15 protein-coding genes are annotated in these 16,971 nt (G+C 41.9%); 6 read left to right on the forward strand and 9 right to left on the reverse strand.

Annotated elements, in window-relative coordinates; all coding sequences use genetic code 11:
• Positions 1-15 precede the first annotated feature (15 nt).
• The 4 genes from ACIRUQ_RS12165 to citF form a co-directional block, all read right to left on the reverse strand.
• Positions 16-1,113, reverse strand: a complete 1,098-nt coding sequence (locus ACIRUQ_RS12165) for a TRAP transporter substrate-binding protein (protein WP_022035046.1) — start codon at positions 1,111-1,113, stop codon at positions 16-18.
• 81 nt (positions 1,114-1,194) lie between these two features.
• A complete protein-coding gene (locus ACIRUQ_RS12170; RefSeq protein ID WP_021738585.1) occupies positions 1,195-2,400 on the reverse strand; it encodes a M24 family metallopeptidase in 1,206 nt (401 codons plus the stop codon).
• Positions 2,401-2,421: 21 nt separating this feature from the next.
• A complete protein-coding gene (locus ACIRUQ_RS12175) occupies positions 2,422-3,321 on the reverse strand; it encodes a CoA ester lyase (RefSeq protein ID WP_022035045.1) in 900 nt (299 codons plus the stop codon).
• An 88-nt stretch (positions 3,322-3,409) separates the two neighbouring features.
• Entirely contained in the window at positions 3,410-4,978 is a 1,569-nt protein-coding gene (gene citF, locus ACIRUQ_RS12180; RefSeq protein WP_021738583.1) for a citrate lyase subunit alpha, read from the reverse strand.
• A gap of 307 nt (positions 4,979-5,285) precedes the next feature.
• Between citF and ACIRUQ_RS12185 the strand changes: the two genes are divergently transcribed.
• Both ACIRUQ_RS12185 and ACIRUQ_RS12190 read left to right on the forward strand, forming a co-directional pair.
• Positions 5,286-5,831 (forward strand): Crp/Fnr family transcriptional regulator, encoded by a 546-nt coding sequence (locus tag ACIRUQ_RS12185; RefSeq protein ID WP_167618630.1) that lies wholly within the window; start codon positions 5,286-5,288, stop codon positions 5,829-5,831.
• 16 nt (positions 5,832-5,847) lie between these two features.
• The gene (locus tag ACIRUQ_RS12190) at positions 5,848-7,188 is read left to right on the forward strand and encodes an MATE family efflux transporter (RefSeq protein ID WP_021738581.1); all 1,341 of its coding nucleotides are present in this window, start codon (positions 5,848-5,850) and stop codon (positions 7,186-7,188) included.
• A 349-nt stretch (positions 7,189-7,537) separates the two neighbouring features.
• Here ACIRUQ_RS12190 and ACIRUQ_RS12195 read toward each other — a convergent pair whose 3' ends face one another.
• Positions 7,538-8,512: an aldolase catalytic domain-containing protein gene (locus tag ACIRUQ_RS12195; protein ID WP_021738580.1), complete on the reverse strand. Its 975-nt coding sequence runs from the start codon at positions 8,510-8,512 to the stop codon at positions 7,538-7,540.
• Between the two features lie 255 nt (positions 8,513-8,767).
• Between ACIRUQ_RS12195 and ACIRUQ_RS12200 the strand changes: the two genes are divergently transcribed.
• On the forward strand, positions 8,768-9,445 hold the full coding sequence (locus ACIRUQ_RS12200) for a CoA transferase subunit A (RefSeq protein WP_021738579.1): 678 nt from the start codon (positions 8,768-8,770) through the stop codon (positions 9,443-9,445).
• 1 nt (position 9,446) lies between these two features.
• Positions 9,447-10,103 (forward strand): 3-oxoacid CoA-transferase subunit B, encoded by a 657-nt coding sequence (locus ACIRUQ_RS12205; protein WP_021738578.1) that lies wholly within the window; start codon positions 9,447-9,449, stop codon positions 10,101-10,103.
• Positions 10,104-10,250: 147 nt separating this feature from the next.
• Here the strand turns inward: ACIRUQ_RS12205 and ACIRUQ_RS12210 are convergent, their stop codons facing one another.
• Complete coding sequence (locus ACIRUQ_RS12210) at positions 10,251-11,048, reverse strand: GTP pyrophosphokinase family protein (RefSeq protein ID WP_022035044.1); 798 nt, start codon at positions 11,046-11,048, stop codon at positions 10,251-10,253.
• Positions 11,049-11,530: 482 nt separating this feature from the next.
• Between ACIRUQ_RS12210 and ACIRUQ_RS12215 the strand changes: the two genes are divergently transcribed.
• Positions 11,531-12,004 carry an RNA polymerase sigma factor gene (locus ACIRUQ_RS12215; protein WP_021738575.1) on the forward strand — a complete coding sequence of 158 codons (474 nt, stop codon included), beginning with the start codon at positions 11,531-11,533 and terminating at the stop codon, positions 12,002-12,004.
• A complete protein-coding gene (locus ACIRUQ_RS12220; protein ID WP_021738574.1) occupies positions 12,001-13,257 on the forward strand; it encodes a hypothetical protein in 1,257 nt (418 codons plus the stop codon). Before ACIRUQ_RS12215 ends, ACIRUQ_RS12220 begins: the two co-directional genes overlap by 4 nt.
• A 136-nt stretch (positions 13,258-13,393) precedes the next feature.
• On the opposite strand, the gene ACIRUQ_RS12225 is transcribed toward ACIRUQ_RS12220, so the two are convergent.
• The 3 genes from ACIRUQ_RS12225 to aspS form a co-directional block, all read right to left on the reverse strand.
• The gene (locus tag ACIRUQ_RS12225) at positions 13,394-14,218 is read right to left on the reverse strand and encodes a PD-(D/E)XK nuclease family transposase (RefSeq protein WP_242853571.1); all 825 of its coding nucleotides are present in this window, start codon (positions 14,216-14,218) and stop codon (positions 13,394-13,396) included.
• A gap of 169 nt (positions 14,219-14,387) precedes the next feature.
• Positions 14,388-14,663, reverse strand: a complete 276-nt coding sequence (locus ACIRUQ_RS12230) for a hypothetical protein (RefSeq protein WP_055289291.1) — start codon at positions 14,661-14,663, stop codon at positions 14,388-14,390.
• 471 nt (positions 14,664-15,134) lie between these two features.
• Positions 15,135-16,940 (reverse strand): aspartate--tRNA ligase, encoded by a 1,806-nt coding sequence (gene aspS / locus ACIRUQ_RS12235; protein WP_021738571.1) that lies wholly within the window; start codon positions 16,938-16,940, stop codon positions 15,135-15,137.
• Between the last annotated feature and the right edge of the window lie 31 nt (positions 16,941-16,971).

Here is a 16,971-nt window from a genome sequence, read left to right on the forward strand (position 1 = left end):
TCACTTCTGACAGTCCTATTTTGCTGTTAATGCTGTGATTGCCTCATAGTATTTTGCACCCTGCTCATTGTTGGAAAGGAACTTATCATAAACACTCTGTGCCGCTTCTTTGAATGCCGCTTTGTCCACGTTATCTGTCTTCTCTGCACCACCTGCAACCATCTCTTCCAGCTGCTCAGCATTTTTCGTTTCAAGTTTCTTTGTACAATCAAGTGCCGCTTTTTTTGCAGCCTTTGTGATTACATCCTGAAGCTCCGGTGTCAGAGATTCAAATTTTTTCTCGTTCATTGTAATGCCGTTAAAGTGTGTTGCATACTCCATCACAGAAATATATTTTGCATACTGCTGATAACCGTCCGCAATACACACGTTATTTACATTATCACAGGCATCAATGGTTCCCTGCTGTAATGCGGTCAATACTTCGTTACCTGGCATCGTCTGTGCACTTGCACCCCATGTGTTCCACGTATTGATATATACATCAGAACCTGTTACACGAACTTTTAACCCTTTCAGATCAGATGGTTTCTCTACAAAACCTTTGGAGGATTCCAGGTTACGGAAACCTACACATTGCAGATTCAGAATTTTTGCACCCGTAGATGAGAAATCATCCAGCATTTCCTGACATACATCAGAATCCAGGAATGTGTAAATATCATCGTAATTTTCAAACAGGTATGGAAGATCCAGTACAGATAATCCGGCGTCATATCCGCTCATGATCGGTGTATTATTTACTGCACAATCCAGTGTTCCCGCAATAACAGAGTCCAGTGATTCCTGATCATTACCGAGTGTTCCCCCACCATATACGGTTACTTTTACGGCTCCACCGGATTCCTGCGATACATAATCTGCAAATGTATTTGCCAGAATTGCCAGCTGATTTTCTTCACTGGCTGCGAAATGGCTTAATTTTAACTCCAACGGATGATCTGCAGAATATTCTCCAAAATCTTTTCCGGATGTATCTGCTTTTGCTTCTGTCCCAACAGATGCATTAGTATCTCCGCCTGCGTTTGCATCTGTTTTCTCATTTCCGCATCCCACCAGCAAAGCAGCTCCCAGACAACCGATCAATAACATGCTTACGACTCTTTTTTTCATGATTTTTCTCCTTCTCTAGTATAAATGTACCCTCAATATTTTCTGATACTAAATTAAATTCTCTTGTAGTACGTTTTGTTTTTATATCACATAAATCTGTCGCGGTGTTGTCTCTACTCTGACTGCACCGTCTTTTGTGACCAGATACTGATCACAATAATTACCAAATGCTTTTCCGGTATTGATTTCAGGATGGATCGCAAAGAACATATTTTCTTTAACTTTCATTGTCTCACCCTTGAAGAAAGCCGGTCTCTCCACCAGATCATAGCCCTGTCCATGTGCAAACAATCGTGTCTCTGGTTGTAATCCATAGGAAACCAGTTTATTGTTATAAATTTCCAGCATTTCTGCACAATCGGAACCAGGCTTTACCAGTTCTGCTGTAAAATCCTGCAGTTCTCTGGACAGATCCCACGCATACTGAAGTTCCTTGGATGGCTGATGTCCGATACAGAACCCCCTTACAATTTCTGCATAATAACCGCCACCACCGTTTGCTTCTATCATAAATACCAGATCATCGCCATCTTCGATACGACGGTTCTGATAAAAACTGTGTAATTTCGGTGTCGGTGTTCCCTGCGGTGCGGAACCCATCATAACCAGATTTTCCTCACTTCCTTTGCTGATCAGGAATTTGTTTACTTCTGCTCTCAGATCATATTCATACATACCCGGATGCAGAATACCCGGCACCATCTGCAGTACCTGATCATGCAGAGCTACCGTTCTTCGGATTGCCTGGATCTCATCTTCACTCTTTACCGCCTTAATTTCATCGATCAACTCTGTCGCATCAATAAATGTCACATCCGGCAACGCCGTTTTGAGATAATTTACCAGTTTATAATTCAGCAAAGAGGGTGCGATCAGTCCGACAGTCTTACATTTATGATCACAGATATATGCCTCCATCAGTTTCGCATCATACAGATCTGTATAACGGAAAGTTCTGAAATACGGTGCACCAAGTCTGTTCCCGATTCCACGCCGGAACCATGCCGGTGGCAGTGGATTATACGGTGAAGAGCTTGTAATTGTCGTCATCTCTCCTTTAGCCGGGAACAAAACACTCATCGGATATGCCTGTTCTGTCGGCAGATCTGTAAAATACCTGAAATATCCGCCCAGATACTGATCTGCATTCTGTGCTATCAGCACATCAATTCCCTGCTCCTGCATAACAGTCTGCACTGTGGACCAGCGGCGCTTCATCTCCCGGTCGCTCATCGGGAAACGAATTCTTGTCTTAAATTCTTCCGGAACCCCTGTTACCCATTCCATCTGTTCTTCCTCCTTCTGACCCTACTTCAGGCTTGCTTTCAGTGCATCTTTTTTCATTACTTCTTCTGCCCGCTCAAGAACGTTTTTCGCATTGATGTAAACCGGAGTATCTACCATCTGTCCGTCTACCGGAACGGATGCTGATCCTTTTGCGATTCCTTCTTCCTCAAACGCTTTTGTTACTTTTCTCGCCCATGCTACACGTTCCGGATCCGGAGAATATACACGCTCTGCGATCGGGATCTGGCTCGGATGAATGATCTGTCTGCCTTCAAAGCCAAGCTGTGCTCCGGTCTTTGTGTTGTATTCAAATGCTGCGTCATCTTTGTAGGATGGGAACGGTGCATCTTCTGCTACCAGACCTGCTGCTCTGGCTGCCACACCGATTTTTGCACGCGCATAAATCTGCTCCTCTGCTGTATCCGTTCTTGTTACACGCATATCTCTTGTATAATCTACGGCACCAAAGATAACGGCTACAAGACGGTCGCTGGCAAATACTGCTTCATCTACATTCATAACACCGATGGCTGTCTCAATGAGAATTGCCAGTTTGATTTTTCCAACCGGAAGTCCTCTTTTTTCCTCCAGATCTGTTACGATAAAGTCCAGACGTTTTACATCATCTGCACCTGAGCATTTCGGAAGTGTGATGCCATCCAGTCCATCGATCACAACTGCATTCAGGTCATCCATAGTAAGTCCTGTATCCCATGCATTGATTCTTACCCATGCCTCAGACCCATGAACACTCATTGCTTTGATATGCTGACGTACCATTTTTCTGGCCGTCTCTTTCTCTGCCGGTGGTACTGCATCTTCCATATCCAATGTGATGACATCTGCCCCGAGTGTTGGTGCCTTCAGGATAAATTTTTCTGAATTTGCCGGTAAATATAAGTCTGTTCTTCTCACTGCCATTTTGCTTCCTCCCAAGTTCATGTTTTATTGTTATAGTTTTTATTGTCAGATATATACATCATCATTGCTGACATTCTGCTTAAAATTTTCAAAACTCCTGTATGGGTTTTTTCACCACATCAATAACGGAACCATCCCGATATTCTACAATTCCTACAATTTTATCTGTAAATTGCGGTTTTACGATTTTTGTTGCTTTCTGATCTCCAATAGCCTTCAGTTCATGAATATTCATAACCGGAAGTTGAGAATGTTTCAGCAGCTTCATCAGATCTGTACGGTTTGGATTAACTGCGATACCATATTCTGTCACCAGTACATCTACGGTTTCTCCCGGTGTCACCACCGTTGTCACCCGTTCCCGCAGAATACACATATCCCGTTTCACCAGGTTTGTGACAACCACTGCAATCTTTGCACCGGCTGCACAGTCATTGTTTCCACCGGAAGAGCTTAAAATCACTCCATTTGATCCGGTTACAACATTGACATTAAAATCCACATCAATTTCTGTCGCTCCAAGGATCATGATATCAAGTTGGTTTACCAGACAGCCCTTTGTATTTGGATTGGCATATTGTGAAGCGCTCATGGGCATATGCCTCGGATTATCCCGGCAGGATTCAATGGCCACAGAATCAAAACACTGTACATCCAGCAGCCCCTGAAACAAATCTTCTTTTAACATTTCAACAAAATAAGAAGTAATTCCGCCGGATGCAAAAGATCCTCTGATCTTCTTTTCTTTCATAATCTGTCCCACTGCGGCTGCTACTGCAATCGAAGTCCCTCCGGCTCCGGTCTGCATCGACATTCCATTTTTAATATATCCTGTCTCATTTAAAAGCTGAGCTGTCATATCCGCGATTTTGAGATTTTCCGGATCCGTGGTCGGCTTGGTTGGTCCGAAAGATATTCCTTCCGGATTTCCGATACTTTCTACCTGTACCACGTAATCAACTTTTTCCTGTGATATCTCAATGGGGCACGCTGGAAATTCCACCAGATTATCCGTCACAGCGACCACCTGATCCGCATACTGTGCATCCGCATATGCATAAGATAAAACTCCACAGGCTGATTTTCCGTATGCACCATTCATGTTGCCATATGCATCACAGCAGGGTGCTGATATAAATGCTACATCAATATGTAATTCTCCTGCCTCGATTGCTCTTGGTCTTCCGCCATGACTCATAAACACAGCCGGATGTTTCAGTTTTCCATTTGTAATCGCCTTTGCCAGAGGCCCTGGTGAAATAGTACTTACGGTGATTCCGGTCACCACATCCTCTTCCATTAGTTTCACCAGTGGCTCATGACATTGAAACAATCCCGATGCCGCGATATGTATATCCTTAATCCCTTTTTTAGCAATAGCTTCCATGACCAGATTCACAACCTCATCACCATTTCTCATATGATGGTGAAAAGAAATTGTCATACCATCTTTAATTCCTGTTTTTTCAATTACATCTTCGATAGAAACAAGCAGTTTTGATTCAGCTGGTTTGCCTTTTTCAATTGCAGCACATCTGCTTTTTGCAGTTGTTCTTATTACCACATCTTTTTTTTGGGAATAGGCTCCTGTAAAAACTGGTTTCTTCATCTTTCGAAGTATTTCATCCGGGATTTCACGCCCGACTGCATTTATCATCTATATCCCTCCTCCCGGTTACTATCACTCACTTGATGTCTCGATGATACCATCCGTATATTTATTTTTCTGTATCATAGGTTACATGTTCCAATTTCTGTATCACCCGATACATTTTTTTATACATTATGACCATTATTTTTTAGTTTTCATTCGTTTTACGTTGTGCTATATTTATAAATAGAGACATGATTTTACGCACAAAATTGGACGATAAATATCGGTTTATCTGATAAAATAACAGACGATATTTATCCTGGTATAAGAGGGAAATATGGGAAAAGAACAATCATTTAACATCACAAACATGAGAAATTTTTTTGCAAAGGAAAATATGGAAAAGCTGTTTGCTGACTGCCCTACGATTACATTAAAGAAAAACGAATGTATCTATGCCACCGAGCAGATATTAACCGATGTTTTCTGGGTTTCGCAGGGAATGGTTGAAGTCTTTATTACGAATGAACAGGGACATAAACAGGTCGTCGCATTTCACTATCCGGACAGTATTGTAGGAGAAATTGAAGCGCTATACGGTGACCCATGCGGTCTGACCTGTATCGCACTAAAGAATAATACTGTTGTACATAAGTGCAACATTGAAGTATTTTTTAACAGAGTGTTAGAACTTGGATTGATGCGCCAGTATGTCAGCATGCTGGCCGGAAAAACTCATACAAATGTACTTCAGCTGGCTACGGTCGCCCTGGATGACTGTGAGGGACGTGTCCGCACTTACTATAACAGTGAACTCACACACCAGCAGATGGCGGAACTGATCGGATGCTCCAGAGTGCAGGTGACGCGGGTTCTGAACAATCCTAATTTTTATAATTCAGAAAAAGATCACTGAGAAAAACATTTAAGATATGGAAAAAGATTTAACAAAAGGACCTATCCTAAAAACACTTCTGCTGTTTGCGCTCCCGATGATGCTCGGAAACCTGCTGCAGCAGATTTATAATATTACAGATACAATTATCGTCGGTCGTGTGCTCGGTTCCGGCGCCCTGGCTGCCGTTGGCAGCACTTACACACTGATGACATTTCTGACTTCCGTCATGATCGGGCTCTGCATGGGATGCGGCGCGTTGTTTTCCATGCATTATGGTGCTGGTCATCAGAACAAAATGAAAGAATGCATGTGGATCTCCTTCTGGCTGATCCTGCTGGTGACCGTCATTATGTACCTGATCGTATTTCCCGGCACAGACGGCATTCTGAATCTCCTGCAGACTCCGGCAGACATTTACCGTCTGATGCGGACATATTCCCGCATTATATTCCTTGGCATTGGCTTTACGTTTTTGTACAATTACTTTGCATTTGTCCTGCGGGCGGTGGGAAATTCCGTCCTTCCACTGATTTTTCTTGCAATCTCCAGTCTTTTAAACATTGCACTGGATCTCTGGTTTGTCATCGGACTGCATTTCGGTGTAGGAGGTGCGGCAGGTGCCACGGTAATTGCCCAGGCGGTATCCGGCATCGGTATTACGATTGCTGTACTCTGGAAAAACCCACAGCTGTTTCCGTCAAAAGAACAGCGTATTTTTCAAAAAAGTACACTTTCTGAAGTAAGCCGTTATGCATTTTTTACCTGCCTGCAGCAATCCGTTATGAACTTTGGAATTTTAATGATCCAGGGACTGGTAAACAGTTTCGGTACTGCTATTATGGCCGCCTTTGCCGCTGCGGTAAAAATCGACACACTGGCTTATATGCCGGTACAGGAATTCGGCAATGCATTTTCGCTGTTTATCTCACAAAATCATGGTGCAAAACACCAGGATCGGGTTAGAGTTGGAATTCACACCGCCGTTCAGGTATCCATTACTTTCTGCATTGTCATTTCTGCCATCATCTGGATTTTTGCCCGCCCGCTGATGCAGATTTTTGTGGATGCAGATGAAACATCCATCATCGCAGAAGGTGTCCATTATCTGCACATTGAAGGCACTTTTTACTGGGGAATCGGCTGTCTGTTTCTGCTGTATGGACTTTATCGTGCCATTGAACGCCCTGCCATGTCACTGGTGCTCACCATCGTGTCACTAGGCACCCGGGTGGCTCTGGCCTATGCTCTGGCACCAACGACTCCGCTGGGTATCACTGCTATCTGGTGGGCAATTCCGATCGGATGGATTCTGGCCGATTTAACAGGATTTCTCTACTATAAAAAGTTGCATATAGCAGACCAATCGTTACATTAACATTATTAAGACTTCCCATATCAAAAATGGGAGCTCTTAGCAACATCATTGGTTCCAAAAAAGCTGTGAGAAATGTGTTATCCACTCTCACAGCTTTTATATTCCTACGTTTCTCTTGCATTACAATCCATTCAAGTCGAACGCACGTGAGACTTGGTGCGTGATTCTGGTCAGCGAAAGCTGACATATTCTTCTCAGAATCACTGCACATCCCCGCGGAGCGTTTATCTCAGTTGGAGATTGTACTCCCACTGAGAAAGACTTGTTATTACTCACCACTTGCAGAAGTGGGAGTCTTCTCGACTGAGATAAATACTAACGTTTTTTCAGATTTTTCTACTTTTCTATATCAGTCATCCAGCAGCATATGATAAAAATCCAGATATTTTGTATCATGATTTTTTGTTGCTGCAATGGCAGTTCTCGGATGCTGATCCGTCAGACCGGTCAGCAGATACGGGATATTATAGCCCCATACTGCACCATCCTCAATAAGCTTCAACATATGTTTCTCAATAAAAGAAAGAACCGGTGCGATCTCATATTTCGGATTTTTCAGGAAACCAAGCAGACCTTCCAGCGAACTATTTCCTGCACCACGCCCCATTCCCATGACGGTTCCGTCCACCATACTTGCACCGATCGACAGCGCCTCAATGGTGTTTGCAAAAGCACACTGCTGATTATTATGTGCATGGATTCCCACCAGTTTTTCACTCTCCGCCATCGCTTTCAGATACATATCCGTGATCTCTCGGATCTGGATCGGATACAGGGAACCATAACTGTCTACCACATAGACACCTTTGACAGAAGATTTTGCCAGCATCTCCAATGCTGTCTGGATATCACGCTCCTGACATTTGGAAATTGCCATAATGTTGCAGGTTGTCTCATAACCTTTCGCCGCTGCATCTTCGATCATTGCGATCGCCTCAGGCATCGTGTTGATATAAGTAGCCACACGGATCAGATCTACCGGGCTGTCCGCACGGTCTCTGATACTGTGTTTGTAATCGCAGCGTCCCACATCCGCCATAATGGAAATCTTCATATCCGTATCATTATCCCCAACGATTGCACGGATATCCTCATCCTCTGCGAATTTCCATTTTCCGAATTTATTTACATCAAACTGCTTTTTGTCCGCACGGTATCCAAACTCCATATAATCCACACCGGCCGCCAGATTTGCTTTATATAAATCGTACACAAAGTCATCCGTAAAATAAAAATCATTCACCAGACCTCCATCACGCAGCGTTGCGTCCAGTACACGGACATCTTCACGTACTGACATCATGTTTCCTTTGATTTCCATCATTGTCTTCTGTCTCCTTTATTTCAAAATCACTTCTGTCATTTTATCCTACTTTATACCAAAAATCAACAAAAATATTTTATCGCTTTAAAGCGTTAATTTGACTTTTTTACAAACAATTCACATATTTTTCATTTTTTTTGTGAAATATCTCTGGATTTTGCCGGGCAAGGTGTTATAATGGAAACAGGCTATGTGGACGTATGACGTTGTCAACAGAGCAAAATTATTATTATGTAATTAATAGGAGGGAAAGAAATGGCTAGAACAAAAGTTATTTCTGCAAAAGAAGCTGCCGCACTGATCAAAGATGGCGATACTGTATTAGTCGGCGGATTCATGACAAATGGAACAGCAAAATCTATCGTAAATGAAGTAACAGCAAAAGACCTTACTGTTGTATGTAACGACGCAGGATTCGAGAATGAAGGAACAGGTCGTTTACTTCACAACGGTCTGATCAAAAGACTGATCGCTACACATGTAGGTCTGAACAAAGAAGTTGCTGCAAAATTCAACGCAGGCGAAATTGAGTTAAAACTTCAGCCACAGGGTACACTTGCTGAGCAGGTACGTGCAGGCGGAGCTGGTCTTGCAGGTTTCCTTACACCAACAGGTATCGGTACTATCGTTGCTGACAGTACTTCACCGACAACTCTGGAAGGCAAACAGGTCATCGAATTAGATGGTAAAGAGTACCTTCTCGAGAAAGCAATCCGCGGTAATGTTGCAATCATCCAGGGATATATTGCTGATGAATCCGGAAATATCCGTTACAAAGGATCTACCCGTAACTTCAACCCAATGATGGCTTCTGCAGCTGATATCGTTATTGCCGAAGTTGAGAAAATCGTTCCGGCTGGCGAAATCGGTCCAAACTATGTGGAAACTCCACACATTTATGTTGATTATTTAGTTGTAAAGGAGGAAGCATAAGATGGAAAGAAGTGAAATCAAACCATATATCGCGAAACGTGTTGCAAAAGAATTACATGATGGTGATGTTGTAAATCTCGGTATCGGACTTCCTACTATGGTTCCGGATTACCTTGATCCATCTGTTAAACTTACATTACAGTCTGAGAACGGATTCATCGGTCTTGCAGCTGTTGATCCGGAAGATCCGGATGCTGCATACATCGTAAATGCAGGCGGACAGCCGGCTGGTATCGAGAAAGACGGTATGTTCTTTGACAGTGCTACATCTTTCTCCATCATCCGTGGTGGACATGTAGATGCTACAATCCTTGGTTCTCTTCAGGTAGATGAGAAAGGTAACATCGCAAACTGGATCATTCCTGGAAAAATGGTTCCTGGAATGGGTGGCGCTATGGACCTTGTAGTAGGTGCTAAACGAGTTATCGTTGCTATGGAGCACACACAGAAAGGTGCACCAAAGATCTTAAAAGAGTGTACTTTACCGCTGACAGCAGAAGCTCAGGTAAACCTGATCGTTACAGAGATGGGTGTTATGGAGGTTACTCCGGAAGGAATCGTATTAAAAGAGTACAACCCGGAATTCACTGTTGAAGAGATCCAGGCTGCTACAGAAGCAAAACTGATCATCGCTGATGATCTGAAACCAATCGAGTAATGTAGCGTGCAGTGATTCTGAGAAGAATATATCAGCTTATGCTGACCAGAATCATGCATCAAATCTCACATATATTCGACTTGAATAAAATAAAAAACAATTTTATATTTTATTTAAAAAGGTGTGCTTTCCGGGAAGGCACACCTTTTATACATTTTCAATTGACTGTCTCAGATCCAGCATTCGCTGATCCATATTCCGCACATCAATGGCACAGGAAAACAGTTCTTTTTTCAACGCTTTTTCCTTTTTATGATGTTTCTTATACTGCAACTGATATTCCAGCACCGACCAGAAATCCATTCCAATCGTCCGCAGCTGAATTTCTACTTTTTTTCCATCTGTAAACTGCACGATTACGTGCAGACTCTGATAGCCACTGTTTTTCGGTTTTTTCACAAAATCCTTTTCTTTCACAATGGAAATCCCAGGTATCTGGTAAATAAAATCCCGCACACGATAAATATCATCGAGAAACAGGCAAATTACCCGAATTCCTGCCAGATCGTTGATGTATGTAAACACATTTTCCTCTGTGAGTTCTCTCTTCTTTTTTACCATTTTTGCAATGATACTTTCCCGGTCTTTTAATCGGTACTTTGTATGACTGATAATGCTCCGTCCGATTTCTTCCTCCTGCTGAAATCCAAAATCTGTAATCTGCGTCAACAGATATTTCATACAATCCAGATATTCATTCCGCAGATTTGGTTCATCCAAAAGTACCAGATCTGCACCTAGCTGAGTGCTATCCTCTTCTGTGGTTTTCTTACCTTTCTCTTTTTTACCGTTCAGTTTATCTACCGTATCTGTTGCGTTTTCTGTCTGGTCTGTTGTATTCTCATTCTTATTTATTTCAGCAGCTATCTTAACTACTGTATCTCCATTTGCATTTTTTAAACTTTCCGCGTTTTGTTTTATCTCTTTCACCTTTTCTTCTTTCAAATATACATCTCTCCTTTCTTTGCACACTCTATAATATATGCACAATCGTTTGATTTATGACCACTTTTTTATATTTTTCCTGTCATTAATTGATGTTGGAATCAAAAGATGCCATACAAATTGTTCCGTACTTTGTACTCCCACAATTCTACCCAATATTCGCATACTTCTTTGCAACATTTTCAGCATATGATCATCTGGTAAAATCCAGAATCAGGTTCTTGTAAATTGTTGGTAAAATTTCAGAACATCATCAGCAGTTCACACACAACGATCGTAACAAATATTCCTTCTCATTCATTTTCAAAACTTATTGGATAATATTGTGACTTTTTTATGCTAAACTACATCTAATGGGTGTAATAGCTATTACAGAAACTATTTACAGTAACTGCTTCGATCATCCATTACAACGATTCCAAAAATGTCGGAGCAATTGAGATCAATCGAACAGGGAAAAGAAAACATAAACGAGGGAAGTTATGACAAAACAAGAATTAGGGGATTTAATCATTGCTTTCACAGATGACTTTTATCGCATTGCAAAGGCAATTCTGAAAGAAGATGCTGATTGTGAAGATGCCATGTCGTCTGCGATTGTAAAAGGGTTTAGCAAAATCTGCACATTAAAACAGAAAGAATATGCAAAAACATGGTTTTCACGCATACTGATCAATGAATGTCAGATGATCCTGCGGAAACGTAAAAGGGAAGTCGCTTATGAGGAACGTGTACTGACTGAAGAAGCCGCACAGCTGGATTACTCCGATCTGTATCAGAATCTGATGCAGCTGGATATCTCCTACCGACTGCCACTGGTCATGTATTATTTTGACGGATTTAAAATACGGGAAATTGCTGATATTCTGGAAATGAGTGAAAGTGCGATAAAAATGCGGTTAAATCGCGGAAAAATCCAACTGCGAACCATGTTTGAAAAGGAGGCTGCCATATGAACCATGATCCGAAATATAATGAGTTTGAATATGAAAAAGAAAATTATCCAAAAACACCGGAACATTTTAAACAATTTGTTGCAGCTCAGGTAACAAAAGAGTTAAGCAAGGCATCTATTGTAAAGCACAGAGCACGCAAAAAATATTTTCCTGCAAAAGTTGCCGCTGCCGTGATTGTCTGCGCTGCCGTAGGCACTACCGGCGCATATGCAGGAGTAAAACAGTATCAGGCAAGATCACAACAGTATTTGCAGGAAACAGGACGTATCACTGCTCCGGAAACTTCTTCCGAAGAAGAAACTCCTGCTATTTCCGACAACACAGATTCCGTATCACCAGCTACCATTGTATCTGAAGAAAACGGACTTATTACTACTTTTTCTGATACCTGGCCGGATGTTATGCTGGAAATGTATGATTATGACAGTGAGTACCAAAAACAGCCAAATCAATATATGAATGTTATGGATGCTTATTATGATGGTGGATTACTTTCCATCTACGGTGAAGCAACCCCATATGGTATCAAAACCTTGGGAGACTGGTTTCTTCCTGATCGTATTGTCATCAATGATACGGTTTATCTGGCTACCTGGAACATCAATGGTATCTATGGTGACGGATGTGACCCACAATATAAACGCGGTGCATTCCATGCTACGGTAGAACTTTCTGATGTAAATCTTCCAGATACATGCAAAGTGCAGGTTCCACTGACGACCGCCAGAGATCCGAAGACCGGATATTTCTATATGCAGACCATCAGTTTTGATATTTCCGGTAATGCTAATATCAAACCTTCCGTCACTGCTTCTTCCAAAAACGGTGCAACGGTAACGGTTGGAGAAAGTAAAGTTTCCGCTTCCGGAACCTATCTCAGTCTGACCTGGAATTTTGGCCAGGACAAAGCCTCCTATGAAAAGTTCCATAAAATCATCTCCGGTAATACGATTCATAACTGGATTTACTGCCGCATTACTGATTCCAATGGAAATACCTTTGATACAAAGACAGATTCAGAGACCTTCTCCTCCATCTACTTTGACTCAAACGACACCGGAGATGATCATTGGAACACTTCCGGAGAAAGTACCTATGTTGATGATGACGGAAATTATTGTTTCCACACGAATATTTTGCTTCCAGCATTAACACAGGACTTCACCGCTTTGGAAGTCACACCATATCTCCATCTCGAGGATGGCACCGAAACTGATCTGGACTTTGCATCCTTCCGGGTGGATTATGAATAGTATAGTTTTAGCATGTTTTTCAGAAAGCCAGCAATTGCCGGCTTTCTGTTTTGAAGTAAAGCGGACATTCGCAATCCGCTTTTGCTACTTGCTCATGAACGCAGTCGCTTTGCTTATTCTGCTTTCATTTTCCACTTTATTGATTTGCTTTTTCCTTTTCCTCTTCAAGCTCACGAATACGCGCTAAAGCCGCCTGTAATTCCTGATTTTTTTCATTCAGTTCCTGATTCTTCTCATCCAATTCCTGATTCTTCTCATCCAATTCTTGATTCTTCTCACCTAATTTCTGATTTATAAGATCCAGTTCTTTTCCTTTTTGTTTCAAATCCTCCTGCATCTCATCAATCATCAACTGCACAGTATTCCGGTCAAGTTCCTGCAATTCTTTCGAAAACATCTCCATCACTCCTTCGATATTTCGACAGATGTCATAGATTTGTTCATAGTATGCTCTGAACTCTGGATACTGCTCAATAATCGCAATAATCATTTCCGGATCATCTATACAACAAAACGCAATCCATGCATCAAGTCGACTGTTTATCAGATACTTATTTTCTTTATTGTGCTGAATATTTTTAAAATTGTCAAGCGCTACAAATACATATTTTTGCAGCAGATTAAATTCCAATCCCGAATCTGATTTTTGCCCGAAAGAGTGAATATATACATCTGGAAATTTCTTAAATTCTGCCGGACTGTTCTCAAACAACACTATTGTATATACGTCTTTGATATCTTTATAGCTGAATTTTTTCTTTCGTTCACTTCTTACCCGCTTATATTGTCGTAACAACAAATCCGCTGAATAACAGGCACTTCTCTCTCCCGGAAACTTATATCCAATCTTTTGAATTTCCAGATTTGCAATACTTCCATCTGAAAGCTGCACTACAATATCCATAATAACAAGTGATGATTCATCTGCCAGTCGTGTTCCATCATTTGGTAAAACTTCCATCACTTCAAGTCGAACGCACGTGAGACTTGGTGCGTGATTCTGGTCAGCGAAAGCTGACATATTCTTCTCAGAATCACTGCACATCCTCGCGGAGCGTTTATCTCAGTCGGAGATTGAACTCCCACTGAGAAAGATTTGTTATTACTCACCACTTGCAGAAGTGGGAGTCTCAACTCAGACTGAGATGAACCTCCTGCTTTAATAACAGAGACAATAACTCATCAATACGCTCTGGTATTGACTCTGGATTCAAAACCTCTTTACTCACAAAATCATACATCACTTTTACTCCCCGCGCTCCAGTGCAAAAATCAAGAAATTCCTCCTGCCGTTCTTCTTCCCACGAATAAAACGTACTCCACATCTTTTCGTTATTGTTAATCTCTTTCAAAATTGCTTCTCTGGTCTGCAGCATAGGAAAATAATCTCGTAACTTTTTTGTCATTACAAACAACCTCCTCCATACGAAATATTTACATATTTCAAGTTTCATTAGCTTTCTTCTTTTTCTATTTTCATAGTTTGACTAATACAATGTATCACTCTGTTTTTCTTGATATTTACCGAATCGGTGCAACAATATTTAGACTGCTCGTAAGCTATCACCCCTCTGATAACTATGCAATTTTATTTGAATCAGATTTGTTTGAAGAACAATAGCATGAATATATACCACTTTCCCTTGACCGTCAACCATAAATTTTTCCGCATTTCTTCCACTATACAAATTGCACAACACGCATTTTTTCCCACAAATCCTTTATTTTCAAGACATGCAAAAAACAGGAGCGGAAAATCTACGGATTTTCCACTCCTGTTTTTTACTCATTTTCGTCTATATTTATAAAATGTTAGGGGCAAAAGATGCCATACGAATTGTTCCGTACTTCGTACTCCCACAATTCTATCTTTATAATTATTCCTCTTCGGTTGTCTCTTCCGGAAGGTTGATGGCAAGTCCAAGTTCTTCTAACTGTTTCTCATCTACAGTGCCCGGTGCCTCTGTCATCAGACAGGAAGCATCTTTTACCTTCGGAAATGCAATGACATCACGGATGGAATCTGCATGTACCATATGCATTACCATACGGTCTAAACCGTAAGCCAGCCCTGCGTGTGGCGGTACACCATACTTGAATGCAGAAAGCAGGAAACCGAACTGATCCCATGCACGCTCTTTTGTAAATCCAAGTACCTCAAACATTTTCTCCTGAATATCATCCTGATGGATACGGACAGAACCACCGCCAAGCTCAGTACCATTTAACACGATATCGTATGCTTTTGCACGGACAGCGCCCGGTTCAGAATCAATCTTATCCCAATCCTCTTCCATTGGCATAGTAAACGGATGATGCATTGCCATATAGCGATTCTCTTCGTCAGACCACTCAAGTAACGGGAACTCTGTTACCCAAAGGAAATTATATTGATTCGGATCAAGCAGGTTCAGCTCTTTTGCCATATGAAGTCTCAATGCACCAAGAACTGCCCATACGACTTTATTTTTATCTGCAGCAAATAACAGCAGATCACCCGGTTTTCCTTCCATAGCTTCTACTAATGCTGCCAGTTCTTCCTCTGTCATGAATTTTGCAAAAGAAGATTTGTATGTGCCATCTTCATTTACGCACAGGTAAGCCAGACCCTTTGCTCCATATGTTTTTGCCAGATCAACCAGTTTGTCGATCTGTTTACGTCCCATGGACGCTTTGCCCGGAACAGCGATACCTCGTACGCTGCCGCCGTTCTCCAATGCACCGGTAAATACACCGAATCCACAGTCTTTTACAACCTCAGATACATCGTGTAATTCCATGCCGAAACGGGTATCCGGTTTGTCGGAACCGTAACGGTTCATCGCATCCTGCCATGTCATACGCGGAAGCGGGATCTGCACATCCACACCGATTGCCTCTTTGAATACATATTTTAACAGACGCTCATTTACGTCTAATACATCATCTACATCTACGAAAGATAACTCCATATCCGCCTGTGTAAACTCCGGTTGACGGTCAGCACGTAAGTCCTCATCACGGAAACATTTGGTAATCTGGAAATAACGGTCATATCCGGAGCACATCAGCAGCTGTTTGAACAGCTGTGGAGACTGCGGAAGTGCATAAAAGCTTCCCGGATGTACACGGCTCGGTACCAGGTAATCTCTTGCTCCCTCTGGAGTAGATTTTGTCAGAACCGGTGTCTCAATCTCGATAAATCCTTCTTTTGCCATAAAATCACGCATCAGATAAGCCACTTTGCTTCTGAGCATCAGGTTACGCTGTAAATCCGGACGACGCAGATCCAGGTAACGGTATTTCAGACGGATCTCATCTTTTGTCTGGGAATTCTCCTCGATATGGAACGGCGGTGTATCGGACTCAGAAAGGATACGAAGACTCTCTGCGATCACTTCAATATCACCGGTTTTTAAGTTTTCATTTACTGCTGCAGAACGTTTCTGGATCTTACCAACAACTGCGATAACATACTCACTTCTGAGTGTCTCTGCTTTTGCAAATCCGTCGCTTCCTACACTGTTTTCATCAAATACGATCTGAAGCAGACCGGAACGGTCTCTCAAATCAATAAAGATCAGGCTGCCCAGATTTCTTCTTCTCTGTACCCATCCCATAACGGTAACGGTACTTCCGATATCTGCGCTGGATACCTCTGTACATCTATGGGATCTTTTCAATCCACGCATGGACTCTGCCATAATTTATTCCTCCTGTAATCACTCATGCACG

Origin of the sequence: Eubacterium ramulus, from assembly GCF_045002895.1 — a bacterium.
In the GTDB taxonomy this organism is placed as follows: Bacteria; Bacillota; Clostridia; order Lachnospirales; family Lachnospiraceae; genus Eubacterium_I; species Eubacterium_I ramulus.